A 21,850-nucleotide genomic window follows, 5' to 3' on the forward strand; every position below is an offset into this window, starting at 1 on the left:
GAGATTTTTTATTAGTATTCGGGGTAATATTTAATTATAATTTCTTTAATCTGTTTTTCATTCAGGTAAATTTTTCTTTTTTTGTTTTTATATTTTTCAGATGCTTCTGAAAGATTCATAATATAATTTTCGTAATCATAAATTTGCCAGCCCAACCCATGTTTTATGGCTTCTAAATCAGTGGCAGCTTCAAGTTTTCTTCGGTATGGAATAAACATATACCCTAATCCTGTTCCTACCATACGACATAAGCTTTTATTAGTATAATCAAGTATATGTGCTAACTCATGCCCCAATATGCCCACTTTTTGGTTATAGCTGAGTTTGACAGGGAGTATTCCCTTAAAATTCTTTTTTATATTTGCATATATTCTGTACCCCCGTTTTTTTCTTTCTGCAAATAATTTCTTTGCGGGCCTGGCTGCCATACTGAAATTCATTTGTTTCAGTTTCATATCAATATGAATCTCTTTAAGCTCAGGATAATGGGAGATAGCAGTATAAAATGACAACTCAAATTCTTCAGGAATGTTTATGCAATTAGAAAATGACTTTTTCAGAGAATCAAGTAATGTAACATAATAAACGCTATCGCATTTTACAGGAATTACATTTTCCTGAGCTACTAATTTTACAAAGCAGAAAAAAAATACAAGGGTTATCCAATATTTACACTTACGGATTAAGTACACTCACTGAAATTTAATCAAATGCATTTATAACAGCAGGGACATTCAGCAATGCTTCCAGCTTTAGTTTCATCGCCTTGAGTGAGCCCTTTTTGGCAGCTTTTTTCGGATTCCAGAAACTGCCGCCGAAATTTTCACCGCTTGCTTTAACACTGCTTTCAGCAATTGTTTTTCCAGTATTATCAAATATTTCAAGGTGTAATAAGCAATGTAAACTGGCATTCATATAAGTATCGGTTTTCCATTCCAGAATGCTGATATAAATTGAACGTGCAGCTTCAGCTTTTTTAAGTTCATCAACAAATGCTTGTTTTGAAAGGCCTGAGCGAGTGGTAACAGGGATAGCTTTAACTCCTGCTTTTGAAAAAGCAGTTAAAATAATTTCCAGCATATCTTCAGCCAGAGGCTTCCCTGATTTAGTGGTAATATCATATGGAATGCCCACGCCCGAACGCATGCTGCCACAAAAAGTAGAAAGTTTTGAGGCATTTACAACATATGGTCTTTGTTCATGAACAGCTATTGCCACAGGGCTGCTGCTCTTAATCTGTGTTGAAATTACAACCTCGTGATACGGGTGTTTATTTCCAAATGCAAACATTTTATAATGTTTTGGTTTTAAGCTACTAAAATAGTAAATATTTCAACAAACACCTAACAGGTTTACATCATAAATTTTTCGTAATCATTTATAGTTAAAACCTGTTAGTTCTTAATTACCTATCCGGTAACTTTCACCCGTATTCCTTCGGAATGTGCCGAAAATTCGGGGGCATACATACATTGTATCGAGGTAATTCCGTTTGAAAAATCTCCTTTCTGGGCTACACGCAAGGGGTATTCAAACAAATAGGTTCCTTTTTTAAGATAAGAGATAAAAAAGTTTGTTGCTGCATCGCCGGTGCTTTCGTAATAGCCAATTCCACCCTGATACTTATACTTTGAAATTACATTAATGGGTTCAAAGCCGGAAGCCCTCATATCTTTCATGTGGACATATTCCATGTCGCGGTCAACGCGCAATTCAATACGAACTTTAATTTTATCACCCAATTTCAATTTAGTATCGGAAGTTATTGGCGTAATTACCGGCCCGTGTTCCGAGTTGCGTTCAACAAATAACTTTTTTTCCAGTTTGAGAGGTGTTTCGGCTGGAGTAATTTTATCGAGCTGTTCAAAATATTGCCAATAGAGGGCGCCCCATGCTACGCCATCATCGGATTTTGTAACTTTCACTTTTCCCATTTCCGGCTTGATAGCTTCTTCAAACCAGGAAGTGCGGAAATAACCTGTACCTTCCTGAACCTTTATTTCCGGTGTTTTTTTAGGGTCAACAAGTATGCTTCCCAACATGATGCTTACTTCAGGCTCTTTCGCCAGCCAGTCAGTTCCTCGTAATAACATTGCATAACAGGCTTCAGCTGTGGCTTTAGTAGTTTTCCAGTTCTGAGTTTGTTTTTGTTTGAGAAGCCATACCTTCATCTCTTCTACAGATTTCTGGTCGTTGGCCACTTCATCAAAACATTCTATCAGTAATGCCTGAGTTTCTATTGGAGCCTGGTACCAGTAATAGCCATAATCCATATTTTTCCAATACATTCCCATTTCTTCGCTGAATATTGCATTTTCTTTCAAAGATTTAATAATACCTGCAGCAGTTATTTTATCATTCATTCTATTTAATGCAAGCGCTATCATTCCTTGCAGATAGCGATTATTTTCAAGCCAGTATTTTTGTGCCTGGCCAAAGTAATAATCAAATGCTTTTTGATTTTTGCTTTCCACAGCAATTTCTTTGATAAAATAGCTGCGTGCATAAAGGTATTGGATTTGTATCCCTCCCAGATGATTTTTATCCATATCAGCGCCATACTTCAGCAACCACTCGTAATCTTCTCTGATGCGGTCGTCAAGATAACGCGAACCGCATTTAACCATGTTCCATACTTTTTGCTGGTCACGAACATCCCGCACACCAAGTTTGTCGAGATGACAGAATCCTGTAATAATATGCTGAGTGATATAGCGGTCATCCGGCATGCCGGGGAACCATGTCCATCCACCGTTTGATACCTGCAGTTTCTCCAGTTTGCGTAAAGCGCGGTCAATTTCGTTCTGCATACGTTTAATTTCAAAAAGGACACCGATGTTGCGTTTCGCCTGAGATTCATTTTTTGCTTCTAAAACCCATGGGGTTTCCTGTAACATAACATATTTCAAATCCTGATTTTTTTCAAGGTTTGATAATAAGGCATCTGGTGTGATGTTCTTCCAGCTTTCAAACACTTCCTTTATTTTGGGGTTAGAATTTGCAATAAATGTCGCAATGCTGTTTGCGTAAAAACGACTAAAAATCTGTTCGGTGCATTCGTAAGGATATTCAATCAAATAAGGCAACGCCTGAACAGCATACCAGGCAGGATTGGAAGTAAATTCAAGCGTCAGTTTATAATTAACCAGCGTGTTTGACTTGTATGCATTTATCAGCTTCTCAAAATTGAACTCCTTAATCTGGTTTCCTCTTATAGGCAGGGGCATGGTTTCGGTAACCAGCATCCTGTTGGTGAGCACAGGAATAATCATTTCTTCTCCATCGCTGAAATTGCCTGCTTTTGCTACTATTTTATAAGTTATGGCAGGTATTCCTTCTGGTATTTTAATTTCCCATTCCACAGCAATGCTTTGTCCTTTAGGTACTCCCACACACTTCACCTGGTCAATATTTCCGGTAATTACATTAATCGGCTTCTGTGTTTCTGCATTAAACAGCATAAGTGAAACATAAACTGTCAGGGAATCATTGGTAAGGTTGGTAACTTTTGAATTAAAAACAATCTTATCATTCTCTCGGAAGAAACGTGGCGGGTTGGGGACCACCATCAGGTCTTTTTGTGTCAGTATTTCTTTCTGAATTTGCGAAAATTTTAAATCTTTAGTATGTGCCAGCCCCATGAATTTCCATTTGGTAAGTGCTTCCGGCACAGTAAAAGAAATTACTATTTCTCCATTTTCACTGGTTAGCAAATGAGGATAAAAGAATGCAGTTTCATTGAAGTTAGTACGTGTTTTTATCTCACCAAAATTAATATCCTGGCCTTCTCCCTTGTCCCATCCAGATTCCTTTGATTTGTCTTTTGGGATATTATTATCTTCATCATTTTTTTCGCTTTCTTCAAAATAATCCTCGCCTGTGCTACCCCCTAATGCACCCTGAGGTTTTGCAGCTTTTTTCCCGTTTCTTGTAACAGTTTGGGCTGCAGTAACAATGCCATCTAAAACAACAGACTGGTCAGCTTCATAGTAATCTCCATCCATGGTTGTGTAATCATAATAACGATTGTAGCTATACCTGTTATTATAATCGTATCCATACCAGTTAAGATAATCGTAATACCTGTTTTTGAAATAAACATATGGGTTCCAGTTTAAAGAATATATTCTTGAGCCAACAGTAGAGAACCCGTGATAAGCTTCCCATGAGCGCTGCATATAATAATAGTTGTAAATATTCAAAGCCCAATAATTAGCTCTGTATGCATCCAGCGAAGCATCATACATTGCCGCCAGCATTTCTGCAGCGACCTTTTCTCCGTTTTTGCCTTTAATTTTTATTTTCCATTCTTCAGTCTGCCCGGGTTGAAGCTTGTTTCTGAATGTTTCAAAACTAATGTCAAGTTCTTTGTTTGTATAGGGAACCTCTATGTTCACATCGTGCTGAAAAACCCGGCTCTGGCAAATAAATGTAAAATGAACGGCAAAATTGCCACGGTATTCTTCCTTAATAGGGACAGTAACTTTTTTAAGTTCGTTGTTGATTTTTATCCATTCTTTCTGCACTATAACATTTCCCACTTCAACTTCTTTAAGCACGCTCACATTTTGCTCTTTTGTTCCGATAAGAAAAGCGGCTTCTTCACCAGGCTCGCCTTTGGATTTTAAAGTTGAGAACCATGCAAAATCATTAAGGGGTATGGTTTTGTCATTGTTGGAATAGACAGTAAAATACGAATATGACTGCACTTTTTCGCCAAACTTATCCACAGAATTTATTTCCAGAACATATTGCCCGGATGGCCATGCCTGAAGGTTAGGGATTTTCAGCAACGAATCCTGCTCTGTATCATAACTGTATTCAAGCACCTTGGTTTCTTTTGCCCATTTTGATGTGTTGGTTTCATTTTCATACATATCATAAGGAAACCATTGGTAATAATCGTTTTTTGAAATTTGCCTTATATCGGGTTCTTTCCACAGTCTATTGCGAAATATTTTGTCGGGCTGTTTCAGCTTATAAATAATTATGTTGCCTTTAGCATATTCATAAGTGCCGCTCAGGTTAGTAGTGGAAATGACATAAGGGTCTTTGCTCGTTTTCTCAATTTCATCAGGCAAATCAACATTCACCAACAGGGCTTTATATCCGGCATTCATGCTTGTTTGTGATGAACGTGTTTCTCCATTAATGTCAGTTACATCAGCACTGATAAGGTAATTAAAAGTAGGGTCTGATTTTTTACTAACTGTGTAATCCGGCACAGCAGTAAATTCAACGGTGAACTCTCCCGAATCATTTGTTGTTGTAGTTCCGTTGGTTATTTCCATCTGTGGTGAGTTTGGATAATATCCATACCAATAATACCACCAATAAGGGAAACGGGCTGTACGCACTACCCGATATTTCACCTGTGCATTATCAATATTTGCGCCTGCATAAGCTTTTGCAGTGCCTTTCACAGTTACTTTTTCTCCCAGTTTATAGGTACCCTTCACCGGTTCAAACTTCACTTCAAACTTCGGGCGTTTATATTCTTCAACAGAAAAATAAATACTTCCCCATGCATCGGCAATATGCATCTGGCCGTTAAGCAGTCCGGTTGGTATCACAAACGAACCGCTGAATGTGCCGTATTCATTGCTAGTGAGTTTAACCTCCGAAATTTTTTGATAATTTACATCGTATAAAATAACATTTGTTTCAACACCTGGTTTTATTTCTGTAGTTGTTCCATCGGTTTCCATCAGAATACCTTTAAAATAGATTGTCTGACCGGGGCGGTATATCATACGGTCAGTAAAATAAACTGTCTTGTAGTATTTCTTTTTCTCACTTTTATGTGCTCTGTACTGATAAAAAGTTGAAGACTTTAGTTTGTCACTATTCCATGACAATTCTACATAAGAGTTATAATAATAGTTATTACCAGGAACAACTTCAAACATACCGTCATCATTTGAATAGTACCTGTTTCCCTTGTGGTATTCGTATTCACGTGTGGTATAATTATAAATCTCGTTATAAACCTGAGCAGTTACGCCTTTTAGCGGTGTTCCGTTCTCACGGTTGGTTACAATGAACTGAACATTTCCGTTTAACAACGAACGTTTAAGATATGCAAGGTTCGACACCCAGAAAGTAGCATAGGATAATGCTTCGGTGTTATAAGTAAAATTAATATCCGTACCAATAAGTACGACATAAAACCCTGATTCCAGTTCGGGAATTTTTATTTCAGTAGCGTGTGATTGATAATCTCCGGGGTTTGTTAAATCTATACTGAACTGTTTTAATGGATTAAGTTTGATGAGTTGTTTTACAATTTTTTCATCATAATAATAACGATAGGTGAGCCTGTCATACCATTCATAATCTGCTTTGCATATTTTTATATGAACTTTGTTAAGGTTACGGTAATTAAGAAGGCCCCTGAATGGTTTTCCCGGTATGTTAACATCTTCGGTTGTGTAAGAAAGAGACTTTTCTTTAATTTTCGCCTGAAGGTACTTGCAATTTGCGGTTCCAAAAGCATCAGGAAATTTATTGATGGCCGTATTACAAATATCATACGCTTTCTTCAGCTTCCATCTATCTGCTTCATCGTTGGTAGAACTGTATTTGTTTCCTTCAATATAATAATAGTTTGCTATTTCATAAATCACTTCCGATGAAGATGGAAATGATTCAAACTTTTTGTAAAGCGCCTCAAGCGACTGCATAAACAAAGTGTCCTTGTCGGGGTGTATTGACTTCTGCCTGATAAATTTCAGACGTTTCAGGTCGTCATCAATGAGCGCCCTGGGGTCGGAGTCGTTTTTGTGAAAATTTAAAAGGTCCTGAAATAATTTTGACGCATAATATATTAATGAATATTTATCATCAGAGCCGATGTTCAGATTTGAATATTTATCATAGGGATTAAAATACTCTGCTTTATCAATTTCAAAACGATTTACCGGGCTCACCAGACCGGGTTCTTCGTTGGCAAAAAAATCAATGGCGCGATGCACAAGGAAATCATATAATGTAGGTCTGAAATTTTTGGAGTCGCTGCCTTGTTTTACAAGTATTTCATCATACACCTCGATAGAGGTTTTTTTTAGGTTTTCGCTGTCATCAAGCGATAGCTGATAATATTTTATACATTGTTCAACAATTTTTCTCAAATCCCATGTCCTTATGTCTTCAGGAACAAAATCCACCGTTTCCGTTCGGTTAAGAAATTTATAGCGGTTATTCTGGTAATATTTCCAGTACACTTCAGCTATCATTGAATAAATGACGGGTTTTATTGGAAATTTTGCTTCTGCCACTTCGGCAGTCAGGTCATTTATTTCTTTCACATAGTCATCCTCACTTATGTATGACTCAAGCCGGAGCTTGTAAGTAACTGCTTTTACAAAGTTGCCCGTATGATTTTCCGCTTTGGCTTTCTGATAAATAACTTCCACCACTTCAATAGCTGAGCGAGTAAGGCCTTTATTCACCAAAGAATCGGCTTTAGCCCATAGTGTTTTGTAGTCGTCATTCACCGAAATCGTTTCGGCAATAGTTTTCTGATGTATAAAAGCCGGAAGTATTGATTTAACGGCAATGGCTGACACAGAAATAATGAGCGCCAGGGCAATGATTTTGAAAGTTTTCATAAGTTGGTTTTTAAAATTTTGCTTTCATAGATGCAATATCGGAAAAAATCCATAAAGGCAGAGAAAATTTTTTCCCTATAAGCGGTATCGCGGCTCTAAGCCGTACTACCGCTAACGGCATTGATAATAACTGTCGGGGTGACTGTGCACAAGGCTTGCGCTCTTGTCAGTCACCCCGACAGTTGCGCTACCTAATTCCTTTCAAAAAATTTCCTTTTAAGTTCTCAACATTATGTTTCCCGTGTGCAAAAGCTACATGGCTTCCCCGGATAACATATTCCGGCACACCTTTAACAGGAAAGCCTTCGTAAATATTTGAATCGCAATTCTGAAACTGAGTTTTTACAGAAATTATGTTTTCGGCATCAGGATTCCAGAGCACAATATCCGCATCGGAGCCTTCTGCTATTACACCTTTTTTAGGGTATAAGCCAAATATTTTTGCGGCATTTGCAGAAGTTAATTCCACAAAACGATTAAGCGAAATTTTATTTTTCAGAACTCCATAAGTAAATAAAAGCGGAAGGCGGTATTCAATGCTACCGGCACCATTGGGAATTTTGGTGAAGTTTTCAGCTCCGGCATCTTTTTGCCCAAACGTATTGAAAGGACAATGGTCGGTGGAAATTACGTCAATGGTTCCGTCAGCAATATGCTCCCAGAGGGCATCCTGACTTTTTTTGTTTCTGAGCGGGGGGCTAAGAATATATTTCAAAACATCAGGGAAATTTTTATGATACCCTGTTTCATCCAGTAACAAATAGTGAGGGCAGGTTTCAGCATATAGGTGTAAATGTGATTTACATCTAGCAATGATTTCTATAGCTTTTTTACATGACACATGCACAATATAAGTCTTACATGCAGTTTCTTCTGCTATTTTAATCACTTTTGCCACGGCATCAGATTCGGCATTTTCGGGCCTTGATAATGAGTGGTAAGCCGGAGATGTTTTTTGTTCAGATAAAAATTTTTGCTGCAAGTGGTAAATTTCTTCCCCGTCTTCACAATGTATGGCAAGTATTGCATCATTGCCGGCAATTACCTGCATGATTTTTTTGAGCTCATCATAATTTATCCCGATAGTGTCGAGATATGCCAGGTAAGCTTTAAAGGAAGTGATGCCTTCGGTATGAATACATTGATTGATTTCTTCAGCAGTATTTTCATTAAAAGAAGTGATGCCACAATGTAGGCTGTAATCAATAAGTGATTTTTCCGCTTCTTTTTTTCGCTGTTTTATGGCTTCGATGATAGATTGCCCGCGTATAGGAGTTACGAAATCAATAATTGTTGTTGTGCCTCCTGCCAATGCCGCCATACTTCCTGTGTAAAAATCATCTGAAGAATTTCCTACCGGTGTCGGCAATTCCAGGTGGACATGAGGGTCAATGCCACCGGGAAAAGCATACAAACCTGTGGCGTCAATTATTTGAACACTTTCCTGAATTTCAATATTTTGAGCTATTTCGGCAATTTTGTCGCCTTTCATCAGTATGTCAGCCTTGTCGGTACTGTCAGCATTTACAATGATTGGATTTTTAACCAGGATTTTCATTTATACAAAGTGTAAATGCTTATTCCGTCATTTTTTTCCATAACTTCTTACTGAGTTCCCTGGTATGATTCGTTACTTCATTTTCATCCACCGTTACCACCTTTCTGTCCTTCACTATCAGCCGCCCGTTGGATATCACATGCTGCACATGTTTTGCTTCAATATTGAAAATAAAATGCCCATAAAAATTCCGGGTGTTAAAATCAGTAACCGGATTGTAATCCAGCACCACCAGGTTGTTATCATCATCGCCTGTGAAATCATTTTCCTTAATATAGCGGTGAACATTTCTGAACCGTTGGTATGTCTCAGAATAATCGATCTTGTCGAAATTCTGCCCGACAAAAAAAGTTGTTTTTGCACTTTTGAGCATATCGCTGTGCATGCCGTCGGTACCGAGCATCACATTCTTTTCAATACCTCTGGAATTAAAAAAACCAACCTTATTGTTTAAGTTGCTATCCGTATTTTGTGCAATCCAGGCCCCGGAGTGGTTGATGAGTTTTCTTTCAGAATCGTTGATATGCAGGCAGTGGCTGAGTATGGTTTTTTGCTGGCTCAGCAGGCCAAAATCGTAAAGCCGTTCTACCACAGTTTTATTATGTTCTTCAAGGCATTGCTGTTGATCCAGCGGATCTTCGGCAACATGTATGTGTATACCTGCATGGTATTTATCAGTTATTTTTTTTGCGTGCTTCAGCGTACTGTCTGATAAGGTAAATGAAGCATGAAGCCCAACCAGACCCTGACGCTTCGAAAGGTAATCCTCTGTTTCTTCAAATGATTGGCTTATAGCCTGGACGCCATTGCGGTCTGAAATTTCATAACACAAAAGATGTGAAATGCCAACTTGGTCGAATGCTCTGGCGATAATTTCCTGCGAACCCTTGATGGCGGCAGGCGAGGAGTGATGGTCGATTACAAAGGTGACACCGTTTTTTGCACAAGCAATTGCTGTGGCGAGTGCGCTGGCTTCTATCATTTCATTGTCAAGGCATACGTCAAGTGTCCACCAGATATATTGGAGGGTTTCAAGAAAATTTTCCGGAATTTTTTTTGGTGGGTGCATACCGGTGGCAAGCGCTGAATACACATGGTGGTGCCCGCAACCGAAAGCATGAGTAACATATTTTCCGGTACAGTCGATCTTTATATCAACGTTATTATCCTGTTTTGACGTGAAAACGAGGCGGCCTTTAGGGCTGCTTTCGATAAGGATGTTGCATGGAATGAATTCCAGTGTCTGGTAATCGATGTACGTTGCGTTGGTTAGCAGGATTGACATAGGCTGTTTATCGCTTCAAAGTTTGTTATTATTAGTTAATCCCTAACGAAGGTATTGATCGACATAGGTCGTCAGTTTTTCAAGCAGGTTGACATAACTTCCGAATTCATTGTCGTACCAACCGAAGATCTTGGCGTGTGTGACAGGGATGTTGACATCGACCGGATTTTTGATGCCGAATGTTTTCATTGTGTCGGCAGGAAGCCTGATGAAACCCGTACGGGTATGGCTTTCATGGCCTTCAATGACAATTGCTGCTTTGTATCCGAGGAGGTCGGTGGAGACATTTTGTTTTTCTGAAAACACCAGCAAGCCTTTCTGCGGGCCTTCTGCGGCATTTTTATATATATTGTTGATGTGTTTCTGGTTGATAATGGGATTGCCCTTTTCATCCAAGCCTGAATTGAAGGTAATATTCAAAGTGATCAGCGATACCGTGGAAGTCGGTATCCGCACAGAATCAGCCATGAAACCTATTTCCTGTATCTGTGGAATAATAGATTCCAGTGCTTTTGCTGCACCTGTGGTGGATAAGATTATGTTGTTAAAAACTGACCGGGTTTTGCGGAGGTCGCTGGCTCCTGCCTTGGGTAAAGCGTCCAGAACGCTTTGTGTCTTGGTGGCCGCATGCACCGTTGACATGGATGCAGTGAGAATCTTTGATGTAAAACGATCTTCCATCAATGGTTTTATCATGTGTGACAGTCCTGTAGTAGTGCAACTGGCAGCAGAAATAACATGGTGCTTGTGTGGGTCATATTCCAGGTGGTTGATCCCATAGACCATCATGATGCTGTCTTCAGGCATTTTTTTTCCGGCTTCTTTAATCTTAAAAGGAGCGCTTACAATTACTTTTTCCGCACCTCCAACCAGATGGCCACGCAGGCTGCCTTTGGGATTATCGGCGGGAACGGTTGGGTCTACGAACTGACCGGTACAATCAACAACGATCTGTACCTGTTCTTTCTTCCAGGGTATTGATGCCGGGTTACGCTCTTCGGTAAGGATTTTTACAGGCATGCCATCAATATCAAAGAGAAATTGTTCCGGGTCAACGACTGTAATAATATCTCTGCGTGATTTTTGTCCGTACAAAAAATTTCCCAGATCTCCGTATGTAGAATCTGTCCCCAGAGCTTGAACCATATCCTCAATTTTTTTACCTGATTTGCGGCCAAGGTTAATTACAATTCCTTCAAAATGACGCGTGACCAGCTGGTTCCACAGTGTTAATTTCCCAATACGGCCAAGACTGTTGATGCCAAGATAATTCTTGCTTTTTACTTCTGTTTTCATGTTATTGTAATGTTTTTGAAGTTATATATTTTTAATAGTTATTATAGATTTATATTATTTATTAAGATTACGAAATTAATCCTCATTGCTGTATCTAAGTATTTTATTTCTTATCATTCCGGCATTATCAAAGGATAATGCCCCTTATAAATATTGCCAAATGTTCCATCGATGGCGATCTCATCTCCTACATTTAACACTTGTTTTTTAATCACACATTTTTTCTCTCGTTCGTACACCACAAGGTCTGTACAATTGACGATACATATCTTTCCCAATCGGGCGGCTGTCACTGCAGCATGTGAAGTAGCTCCACCCCTTGCTGTTAATAAACCGTCGCATCCGAATATGATGCCGATATCGTCGGGGACAGTGTCCGGCCTGACAAGTATAAGTTTTTTATCAGGGTATTTCTTTCTCAAATTTTTCATATCCTCGGTATCGAAAATCAGAATGCCATTCATGGCGCCGCCTCCAATTCCGATACCTTGTCCGAGTAGTTTGGTTTTAGCTCCCGAAAGTGCAAATTGTTGCGCTTTGTCTTTGGATCGCACATCCTGGTCGCGGGTTTGAAGAATGTAAAAATCTTCCATCCGTTCTGATTCAAAGGTAAACTCGATCTCCTGGTGGCCAAATCCATGTTTTTCCGTAAGCTGACAAGCAATATCGTAAATCCGTTTGTAAATCTGTGGGAAATTTTCTTCAAGGGATTTTTCTTTTGCCGGGCCATGAGCCTGGTTACGCGAAATAGGAAGTACGTGAACCAGTCCGCCAACCACATCTTCACCCTGGCTGACCAGCGAGTAGTCGCCATACAAATGCACTCCTGGTTTATTTAAATGCGGATTATGTGTGAATACCACGCCCGTACCTGAAGTATAATTGATGTTTCCCAGAACCATTTTTTGAATGACGACAGCCGTGCCCCATTCATCAGCAATTTGCAAATGTTTACGATACACATTGGCGCGGTCGGAGTTCCACGAATCAAAGACATTAAGAATAGCCTGCCGAACCTGTGGAAAGACTTCTTCCTCAATGTGTATGTGGTTTTGTTTTAAAACTTCGCGATAAGCAAAAGAAATCTCCTTCATCTGTGCAGGGGTGAACTGAACCTTTTGGTTTACTTTATACAAAGTTTTAAAATCAATCATGATCTGATCAAAAGTATCACGTGATAATCCTGATGCCATTCCCCAGCTTTGAAGAAACCTTCGATAACAATCCCAGGATGTCCATCCATAATTTGGCTGTTTGCTGAGTGATTCGATGATTTGCTCATTGATACCCACATTTAAAAAAGTATTCATGGCCCCAGGCATGGAAACAGCCGTGCCCGATCGCACGGAGAGCATCAGTGGGTTAAGAGGGTTTCCGAACTCTCTGTTTGTCAATTTTTCCAGTTTTTTAATTTGTGCCAAGACCATATTATCAATCTCACGGCTCATTATTTTATTCTGGAGAATAGTCTCTTTTCTGCGAAATACCTCTGTGGTAATAACAAAACCATGCGGAACAGGATAACCCAGAGAGTATAGCTTCTTTAAATAATAGGCTTTAGATCCGATATACACCTGATTATCGATATTTTTAGATTGGTCATATAGTGTACTAATTACCATGTCGGGGTTATATGACATGATGTCGCGGATCTTGTCGATGCTGAAATTATCGACCATATTTCTTAAAGAGGTCAGCACAGCTGCGATAAAATTGTCCAGGCTCTGCAACATAAAAGAGGATGAAAGCATATCCCGATAAAAAGCCTCCGATTGAGCATGAAGGAAATTCTGTCCATCAGGGCCAGGATCGTTATGGTTAGCACGCATTTGTGGCACTATCATTTTCAGGACTTCTTCATAAGGCCTGAAAAAATATTTGTTGATGATCTCACGTATGTTATCTCCCATGAAACCAAAAATATTGGTATACTGACTGAGTGAAAAACTTTGTGATTTTAGGCTGTAACTGAACATGCTCAGGTTGGAATTAAATGCCGTATTTTCAATACCATCAAGCAGGAGTCCCTCTTTATAAAGCTCCATAACAGAATCGATTTTTTCAAGGGTCTTTGCTGTAATATAATTCAGGTTGATTGATTTAACCCACTCTTCCATAATCACGAGGGCGGCCTGTTCTAATTTATAGATCAGTCCCAGCGCTTCAAAACGCCGTTCATGGTATTCACCATACATGGACGGAATACCAAATGCTACATGCCTTTTATGATAAATATTTTCCCAACCTTCAGTTTTTTCATCATTAAGGATGATTTTTTTGAGTATGGCGATAAAATTGAATATATACTTCAGTGAGGCCTCCCGGTTCTTTTTGGTCAACGAATCTTCAAGCAAATCAACATCACCAAGCGGGATAAAATTATATTTACGTACGCTTTTTGTAATGTTAACAGCACTAAATGAATATTTTTCAATGAGAATATAGTATAGGCGGCATAACATCATCAACCTTTTCTTGTTTACCAGCGACTCCCCGGTGATCGTACTGACCCATTTGTCGATCTTGTCAGGGTGCTCCTCTAATAAGTTGGCTGCATTTTTAACATGAGCTTTTTCAGCTACCTTCGCTATGAGGTTTTGCATTGGCAACACCCATTTCCCTTTCAAATCAATGCTTTCCATTACGTCTGCCGGTAATAAAGGTTTTAGTATTGCTATATCTCCATTTACCCAAAAATTGAATATCTTTTGTGTAAGTGTTATATGGGTGTTGTTGCTTTCAATATGTACCAATTTGCGCAGAAAGTGAATCAGTTTATCCTGACGGGCTGTAAGCTCATCAATAGCAGTTGTGATATCCCTTAGTTCGCCTTCAGCACCAATTTCGTTAAAATATACAGGAAATATTCTGCAAAGTTGTTTAATCATTCTGAAGTATGGGTGAATATCCGAATTCAACAATGCAGTAACATCTTTCTGGAAAAGATCCGTGTCGAAAATAAAAATGCCTTTCAGTTTCAGGTTTACAGTAAGTGCGGCAATCAGCCTAGAATATTTGTCCGGCGCCGTTTCAAACAATTCAAGCCATACCCTTATATTTTTTATATGGCTGGGGTCAACCATAGTGCGCCACTCGGTGCTGAGTCTTAACTGGCCGGGAGCAACAAACGGTAAAGCAATTAATTTTTGTACAAATTTCAGTATGATTTCTTCATGGTTGTAATGGATAATTTCTTTGCCCATCGTAGAAATGCAGTCAAGAACAGTAGAACTATGTTCTTTATGCAATTCATGGAAAAGCGAAAAAATATTATCCATAAATGGTCCGACCTGTTCGGGTTTAATTTCTGAAAATATTTTTCTTATCAAGCTGTTCAGGTCTACAAGTAGCTTGTTTTTAATATGCGCCATCCCCGGCATATGCATGAGGTACAAAATAAAATAAAACCGGTCGGTGATAACATCAAAAGCATCCGTGTGTTTTGAGAAATAATCTGTTAGCTCAAGAAATAGCGGAAGTTCTTTGTCGAGTTCCTCAAAATTTTTTATGCTTCCCCACTTTTTGATAAGCTTGTCAAAAAATGGTTTTCCAATGTTTTTCAGTTCCCTGTTAAAGTCTTTGCTTAAATATTCTCTGTTTTTATTATACCATATTTCAACATCCGAAGTTTCTGCCCAGAAATGGATCACTTTTCCCGCAAGGGTGTGTAACAAAAGAAAAAAATCATCTCCGAGAATTTCATGGACATGTAAAATGCCAAGCTGGTTCTTAATGAACGTTGAATTACGGAGCACGACCGGATGGTTTTCCGAAACCCATTTATTCACAATACTGAGACCATCTCTCACTAAATCCACATCTGGTTTATCCTGCTTGGCATTTAATGCAAGGTATTCAATAAGTGTGGGGAATACTGTTTCAAAAACATCACTTTTCTTATTTTTTTCAAGGCTTTCCTGAAAAATATCCAGAATGATCCTGAGGGCTTTATCATTTTCACTACATTGAGAGTAAAACCAGAAGTCGCCGAGGAAAATTCGCCTCAGGTCATCGCTGATCAACTTCTGGTTAGCATAAGTATGGTGGTATTCATTGAAAAAAATCAATGTACGTTCATGGATTCCCCAGTAATTGGTTGAAAGCCCTAACAACCATTCGTATTTTTCTTCAAAAACAATTTCACTTTGCTGAGTTTGTGTGAGATTGACTTCAAGTGCTTTAGACTGTAATGGCTCTTTCATTTCATCAAGTGTTGAAAAACCGTATTTCCTGTCAAAGTTCGTAAATATTTTTGACTCGTAATTGATTACTGTTAAATAATTTAATATAAGATACAGGCTGTTACTTTTATTAGTTTCACCTGCATATTCTTAAAAAAAAATAGTGGGTCGTATGATAAAAGAATTTTAGGATATTCAATGATAAAAAGAGGTTATTTTGTTATATATTCCAATAGTTTTTGCCCGATTCAGTGTATATACAACAAAAACAAGACTGGCGTTATTAAAATATATAAATATACATATATAAATCAAAAATGCTTAATTTTGTCATAGAATTATTAACTAAAATTTAAAAACAATGAAAAAATTTTTAATGCTACTTGCATGCGCATTTATGCTTACATCCTGTGGCGGTGGTGCTACTGATGAAGTTCAGACTGACACTATAGTTTCGCCTGAAATGCAGCAGATTGAAAAGTCTTCTGCCGATATTAAAACACAGTCGGAAGACCTGAACAAAAAAGCAGACAGCTTATTAAACAACATTTAAATCTTATTACCATGAAAAAAGCATTGATTTTCACATTAGTTTGCGGGTTGATATTTGGAACAAACTTATACGCCCAGCATGGCTCTGGTAAAGAGAACAATAAAACCGACAAAGAGAAATCCGACAAGATAAAAGATAACAAAGAACAGGCTAACAAGGTTACCGGGCAGGGGCAGGATAAAGATAAGGGCAACCAGGGTCAGAATAAAGACAAAGAAACCCAGGGAAAAGGCCATGCCTACGGTAAAGATAAAGACAGCCTGCAGGGTAGGGAGTTCGGACAGAACAGGGCAAATGAGGCCAAATCAAAAAATGATAAAGAAGCGGTTACAAATACCCAAACCAACATAGATCAGGTTAGTAAAACCAACGATGACACAAAAGCCAAGATAAAAGAAGCAAAAGACAAGCTGGAGCAAAAGAAAAAAGATAAAAAAATCTCAGAAGCTGAATATGCAAAGAAGAAAAAAGAACTGGAAGATATGGAAAAACAAGTGGATGATTTACAGAAAAAAAATAATGATGTGAAAAGCAACCTGGACAAGCAGAAAGAGACTCAGACAAAAACAAAATAATTACCTGGATATTAAAAACACGGAAGGCCGTTTGTGAAAATCAAACGGCTTTTTTTTCCAGATTTTAATTGCTTCAGAAATAATTTTTTGGGATGGCAATGTGATATCAGCAGCCATACATAACATGGTGTCATCACAGCAGTTTTCAAGAATCGTCTGCAATAACTGGTTATTGCGATATGGAGTTTCAATAAAGATCTGTGTCTGCTGGTTTTGGTTGGCTTTTTGTTCGAGTTGTCTGATTTTTTTTGCCCTAATGTTTTTGTCAACAGGCAAATATCCATGAAAAGCAAAATTCTGCCCGTTAAAACCCGAAGCTATAAGTGCAAGCATGATGGAAGAAGGGCCTGTTAATGGGATAACTTCTATTCCACGCCGGTGCGCTTCAGCTACAATTTCACTTCCGGGGTCTGCGACACAGGGCAATCCGGCTTCCGAAAGAAGTGCGACATCTTTTCCTGCCAACAAGGGATAAATAAAATCCTGTAAGTATGTTTTCAGGGTGTGCTCATTATAAACGAGAAATTCCAGACTGTCAATATCAATTTCTTTATGAAGCTTTTTCAGGAAACGCCTTGCTGTTTTGAGTTCTTCAACTATAAAAACTTTAGTGCTCAATACTCGTTGTTGAACGTGTTGTGGTATAACATCTGCGATATCTGATTCGTTTCCTAATAATGAAGGTATCAGGTATAGTTTTCCTTTCCCTGAGCTTATATCTGAATGTATAATGTTTTTTGGCATAAGATTTGATAGTCAAAGTGTTTTCAAAACAAATATAAATTAAAACTGCCAGCTTTATGAAAAAAATTATTGTTTTGCTGGGAATATTGTTCCCGGCAGTTTATGCTTTTGCACAAAGCAATCTAAAGCCTGTTCAATTGAATGTATTTAAAAACGGAACTTATTTTATTGCTAAGGAAGGCGCTGTGGATGTGAAGAAAGGATATGCCATGCTTGAACTTCCGCAGAAACCCTTACTGGGAACTTACTGGATGAATACTACAAAAGACATTAAAATTACACGGGTTTGTTTTATTACCGACACCATTAAAAAGACAAAAACACCACAGAATTTTAAAGATATTTTCAAAGGCTCGGTGGGGAAAAAAGTACGTTTTACTTATTATGCCGGAAATGAAAAAAACCTCAGGGAAATAAACGGGACGCTTGTTGAATATTATGAAGCATCAAACATAGCAAAAATCAGGCTTTCAGATAATAAGACCACTTATTTCCCGGTATCCTCACTTATAGAATTTACCCTTGATGATACTGGTGCCGGCTTGCTCACAGTTGATTCTCTGGTAAGGGTTGCCAAAGTATATTTTGATAAGAATGTTGCCAATACGGACCTCAGGTTGGTATATATGCAAAGCGGGATACAATGGATTCCTTCTTACAACATAAAAATAATGAACGAAAATGAGCTTCAGCTTGAAATGAAAGCTCTGGTGGAAAACTATGCGGAAGAAATTACAGATGCCGAACTGACACTAACTGTCGGCAACCCACAGTTTTATTATGGCGCAGCTTTCGACCCGATATATAATAATTACCTGACATCGCTTTATGATGTGAAACCAGCATCAGTACCCTATGCTCAGACACAAACATATTACACAAGTAATGTTTATGTTGCTGAAGAAAGAACTGCGGACTGGGCTGACAACCAATACTACGACTATTCCACTGAAGGCGAAAAAACCAATGACCTTTATATGTATAAACTCGGGAAAGTCAATCTGCCGAAAGAAAGTAAAACAAGTTTTCAGGTATTTGCGGCCAAAATACCTTATAAAGATGTTTATGAGGTTACTATAGGGGATGTGGCTCAATATTCACAATACAGCTATATCAGCAACGACCCCGAAAAAAGATTTGATGTATTTCATTCCTTGCTTATAACCAACAATACCAATCACCCGTTTACGACGGCTCCCGTTTTTGTGCAGAATGAAGCTTTTCAGCCGCTGGCACAAGACCGCATTAAATATACACCCAAAGGAGCCAACGCATCGGTACAACTTGCCAAAGCAGGCGATATTGTTGTTAAAAACAAAGAAGATGAAGTTAAAAAAGAAGAGAATGTTAAGAAAATAGGTAAGACATATTATAATAAAGTTACCATTAAAGGTACCATTTATGTGGAGAACCTTCAGGATAAAAAAATATTGCTTACCATAAAGAAAGACCTTGTTGCCAATGCATTAAGCGCCAGCCATGACGGGAAAATTGAAAAAAGCGGGCGTTACAGTGCACTGAATCCTTTCGTAAGCATAGACTGGGAAATACCTTTTAATGGAAAAGATAAAAAGAGCATCACTTATGAATATGAAGTTTATGCTCCTGCAGGCGGAACGAGCTACTGATAATTATTTAAAAAGCGGCATCAGCCGCTTTTTAAATTTCTTGATTTAAATTATTTTATCGGATATAAAACCTCCGTTTCCCATTTGGTCATATCAGTTTCCTTTTCAGGGTCGGTGATGTATATTTCCATGGGAGGTCCGGCAGGAGTGAGGTTATGGTCTTTTATGTATTTTTCAATGGCAGTATATGTGTTATATACCGTTTCGTAAGCCCCTGTGTGCATAGCTCTGGCATATTTCTGTGCGGGAATTTCCTGAAATTTTACTCTTTCATTTCCTTCAACAGGGGCTTTAATGAATGTTCCTGCTTCCAGTACATTCCTGTCGGCTTTCTCATCCCATACAAGGTAACGTGCAAACGGAGGACTTGTGCATTCAATCTTATTCATACCTAAAAACTGGAAAATCTCGCCAAACAGCTTGCCGATAATAACATCCACTTCGCTGCACTTTGACGAATCCATTATGTATATTGCGTATTGTTTTTCCATTTCTTTAATAGTTATATCTGATGTTTTGAAAGTGTTCAATACTATTAGATATTCTTCGCTGACTTTTTTAAGGTTGTCAAGTCCGGTCTGAAAACTTTTGTGCAATATTCCTGTCATAAAAACTCCCATAAGCCTTCCAACAGGATAATTTAGCCCTTCAATGTCAATAGTCCAGGTTACCTTTGTGGAATCACCTTCTTCAGTAAAAAGCCAGTTACTGTATGATGTTCCTTGTCCTTCAAACTCTAGCTTTGTTTTGATATATTTATAAGGCTCTGTTTCCAGAATAGTCATCATGCCTTTGCCCTGCTTTTTGCTTTCCCATTTCATAATAGAACCCACTCCCTGTGCAGGACCTTCGTAAGTGATTTTCATGGCCGTATCACCTTCTTTAAATGGTGACCACTTATCCCAGCTTTTCATTTTAACCACCTGCTCATAAATAATTTTTGCAGGGGACTTAATGCTCGCAGAGTCTTCTATATGCTTTTTAGAGGGAAGAAATATGGCAACCACCAGCAATATGATGATGAGCACCAGTAATGCGACGAATAATTTTTTAATAAATTTCATAATTTGTAATTTTTAAATTAATTTGTAATTTGAGATTTATTTAAACTTCGGCAGGTAATCTTTCATCATATCCTTATGTATCATAAAATCCATTATCTTAAGTTTTACATAATCTTCGTGGAAGAAATAGAACCCGAAGCTTTTGCTTTGTTTGCCGACATTTCGTGAACCGGAGCCGGAATCTTTAACAAGGTACCAATCCTTGCCGTCTTTTTCAAGATACCCGACTATGTGTAATCCATGGTCATCGGTGGTAGTTTGATTGCTGAAACGGAACTGCCGCGCACTTTCGTCAATATATTCCGAAGGAATATCAAATGTAGGTATCATAGCCACCTGTGCAAAGGATTCAAAGCCTGCTTCGGAGACATCGCCGCCAATGGCTATGGTGTAACCTTTACGGATAGCGTTTTTTATCACCTGCATGTAATCGTCGAGCGGAAGATTGTAATAATCGGCGCTATGCCACCAGTTGTCGGGAACTTTATATTCAACCTTAGTAAAATATGGTTTTTCCATTAATGAAGTAACATCAATGTAATCATCAGGATTGAGTTTTAAGATGTTTTTAAGGTATTCCTGCGGTGTCATTTCTTTGCCATTTATAGTAACTTTTGCCGGTGGTATGCCCATATAGGAATTCATGATGCTTTTAATGGTATTGATTGCGAGCTCTTCATTCCATGCATTGGAGGTTTTAAGTGATTTCAGGCAACTTTCCATTTCCTCGAACATCTTGCTGTGGTTGTGGTATGTTTGTCCCGGAAGCATCCCGTTATAGGCTTCTAAGGGAACCACTCCATAGATTTTCCACATACGCGTTACGGCGTTGGCTTCTGAACCTTCTGCAAATGCTGATGCGCCGCGGGTTTTAATAAAATATTTTGCTTTTTCAACGTATTCCCAATATACGGTGTACATTTCCGAAAGTTTAATTTTTTGGCCTGTCTGCCTGAAAATTTCAGATTCAAGGAAGGAAGTTGAGGAGAAACACCAGCAAGTTCCTGTGTTTCCCTGCGAAACAGGTTCGTTATACCAGTATTTTTTATACAAATCAATATCCGTAGGCAGGTTTATGCCGCTGAAATCCATCTTAAAACGGCGTTCTGTTTTTGGTTGTTCGCTTTTATTATTAAATTCCTCTATCCCTTTCAGGATATAATTTTGATAATAACCGGGCTGGTATTCCTTAAAAATTACCTTGTCCTTACGCGGGGACTGAGCTGTTACTATAGAAACAGCAAGAACTGATATTATCAATAAAATTGTCTTCTTCATAGGTTCAAATTTTTTTTAGTTATTAATGAAAGCAAATTTACGAAATACATCAACTCACAACTAAATATTTTTATTTAT

At 38.4% G+C, this 21,850-nt stretch carries 13 protein-coding genes; 3 read left to right on the plus strand and 10 right to left on the minus strand.

Annotated elements, in window-relative coordinates:
- Nucleotides 1-11: 11 nt before the first annotated feature.
- The 7 genes from M0R16_08030 to M0R16_08060 form a co-directional block, all read right to left on the minus strand.
- Nucleotides 12-692 carry a hypothetical protein gene (locus M0R16_08030; GenBank protein ID MCK9612836.1) on the minus strand — a complete coding sequence of 227 codons (681 nt, stop codon included), beginning with the start codon at nt 690-692 and terminating at the stop codon, nt 12-14.
- Between the two features lie 10 nt (nt 693-702).
- Nucleotides 703-1,290, minus strand: coding sequence for a hypothetical protein (locus tag M0R16_08035; protein ID MCK9612837.1), 588 nt, complete (start codon nt 1,288-1,290; stop codon nt 703-705).
- A gap of 119 nt (nt 1,291-1,409) precedes the next feature.
- On the minus strand, nt 1,410-7,610 hold the full coding sequence (locus tag M0R16_08040; protein MCK9612838.1) for an MG2 domain-containing protein: 6,201 nt from the start codon (nt 7,608-7,610) through the stop codon (nt 1,410-1,412).
- 187 nt (nt 7,611-7,797) lie between these two features.
- Entirely contained in the window at nt 7,798-9,168 is a 1,371-nt protein-coding gene (hydA, locus tag M0R16_08045; GenBank protein ID MCK9612839.1) for a dihydropyrimidinase, read from the minus strand.
- A 19-nt stretch (nt 9,169-9,187) separates the two neighbouring features.
- Nucleotides 9,188-10,453: an amidohydrolase family protein gene (locus M0R16_08050; protein ID MCK9612840.1), complete on the minus strand. Its 1,266-nt coding sequence runs from the start codon at nt 10,451-10,453 to the stop codon at nt 9,188-9,190.
- Between the two features lie 42 nt (nt 10,454-10,495).
- Nucleotides 10,496-11,749 carry a DUF1659 domain-containing protein gene (locus M0R16_08055; GenBank protein MCK9612841.1) on the minus strand — a complete coding sequence of 418 codons (1,254 nt, stop codon included), beginning with the start codon at nt 11,747-11,749 and terminating at the stop codon, nt 10,496-10,498.
- 113 nt (nt 11,750-11,862) lie between these two features.
- Complete coding sequence (locus M0R16_08060) at nt 11,863-15,951, minus strand: PEP-utilizing enzyme (protein ID MCK9612842.1); 4,089 nt, start codon at nt 15,949-15,951, stop codon at nt 11,863-11,865.
- A 340-nt stretch (nt 15,952-16,291) separates the two neighbouring features.
- On the opposite strand from M0R16_08060, the gene M0R16_08065 reads away from it, so the two are divergent.
- Both M0R16_08065 and M0R16_08070 read left to right on the plus strand, forming a co-directional pair.
- A complete protein-coding gene (locus M0R16_08065; GenBank protein MCK9612843.1) occupies nt 16,292-16,483 on the plus strand; it encodes a hypothetical protein in 192 nt (63 codons plus the stop codon).
- An 11-nt stretch (nt 16,484-16,494) separates the two neighbouring features.
- A complete protein-coding gene (locus tag M0R16_08070) occupies nt 16,495-17,058 on the plus strand; it encodes a hypothetical protein (protein ID MCK9612844.1) in 564 nt (187 codons plus the stop codon).
- Here M0R16_08070 and M0R16_08075 read toward each other — a convergent pair whose 3' ends face one another.
- Nucleotides 17,059-17,802: an SAM-dependent methyltransferase gene (locus tag M0R16_08075; protein ID MCK9612845.1), complete on the minus strand. Its 744-nt coding sequence runs from the start codon at nt 17,800-17,802 to the stop codon at nt 17,059-17,061.
- 56 nt (nt 17,803-17,858) lie between these two features.
- Between M0R16_08075 and M0R16_08080 the strand changes: the two genes are divergently transcribed.
- A complete protein-coding gene (locus M0R16_08080; GenBank protein ID MCK9612846.1) occupies nt 17,859-19,430 on the plus strand; it encodes a hypothetical protein in 1,572 nt (523 codons plus the stop codon).
- A gap of 50 nt (nt 19,431-19,480) precedes the next feature.
- On the opposite strand, the gene M0R16_08085 is transcribed toward M0R16_08080, so the two are convergent.
- Together M0R16_08085 and M0R16_08090 are read right to left on the minus strand one after the other, a co-directional pair.
- Complete coding sequence (locus M0R16_08085) at nt 19,481-20,494, minus strand: GyrI-like domain-containing protein (protein ID MCK9612847.1); 1,014 nt, start codon at nt 20,492-20,494, stop codon at nt 19,481-19,483.
- Nucleotides 20,495-20,530: 36 nt separating this feature from the next.
- Nucleotides 20,531-21,772, minus strand: coding sequence for a hypothetical protein (locus M0R16_08090; protein ID MCK9612848.1), 1,242 nt, complete (start codon nt 21,770-21,772; stop codon nt 20,531-20,533).
- Between the last annotated feature and the right edge of the window lie 78 nt (nt 21,773-21,850).

The sequence above is a fragment of the Bacteroidales bacterium genome (assembly GCA_023228145.1).
Classification (GTDB): domain Bacteria; phylum Bacteroidota; class Bacteroidia; order Bacteroidales; family CAIWKO01; genus CAIWKO01.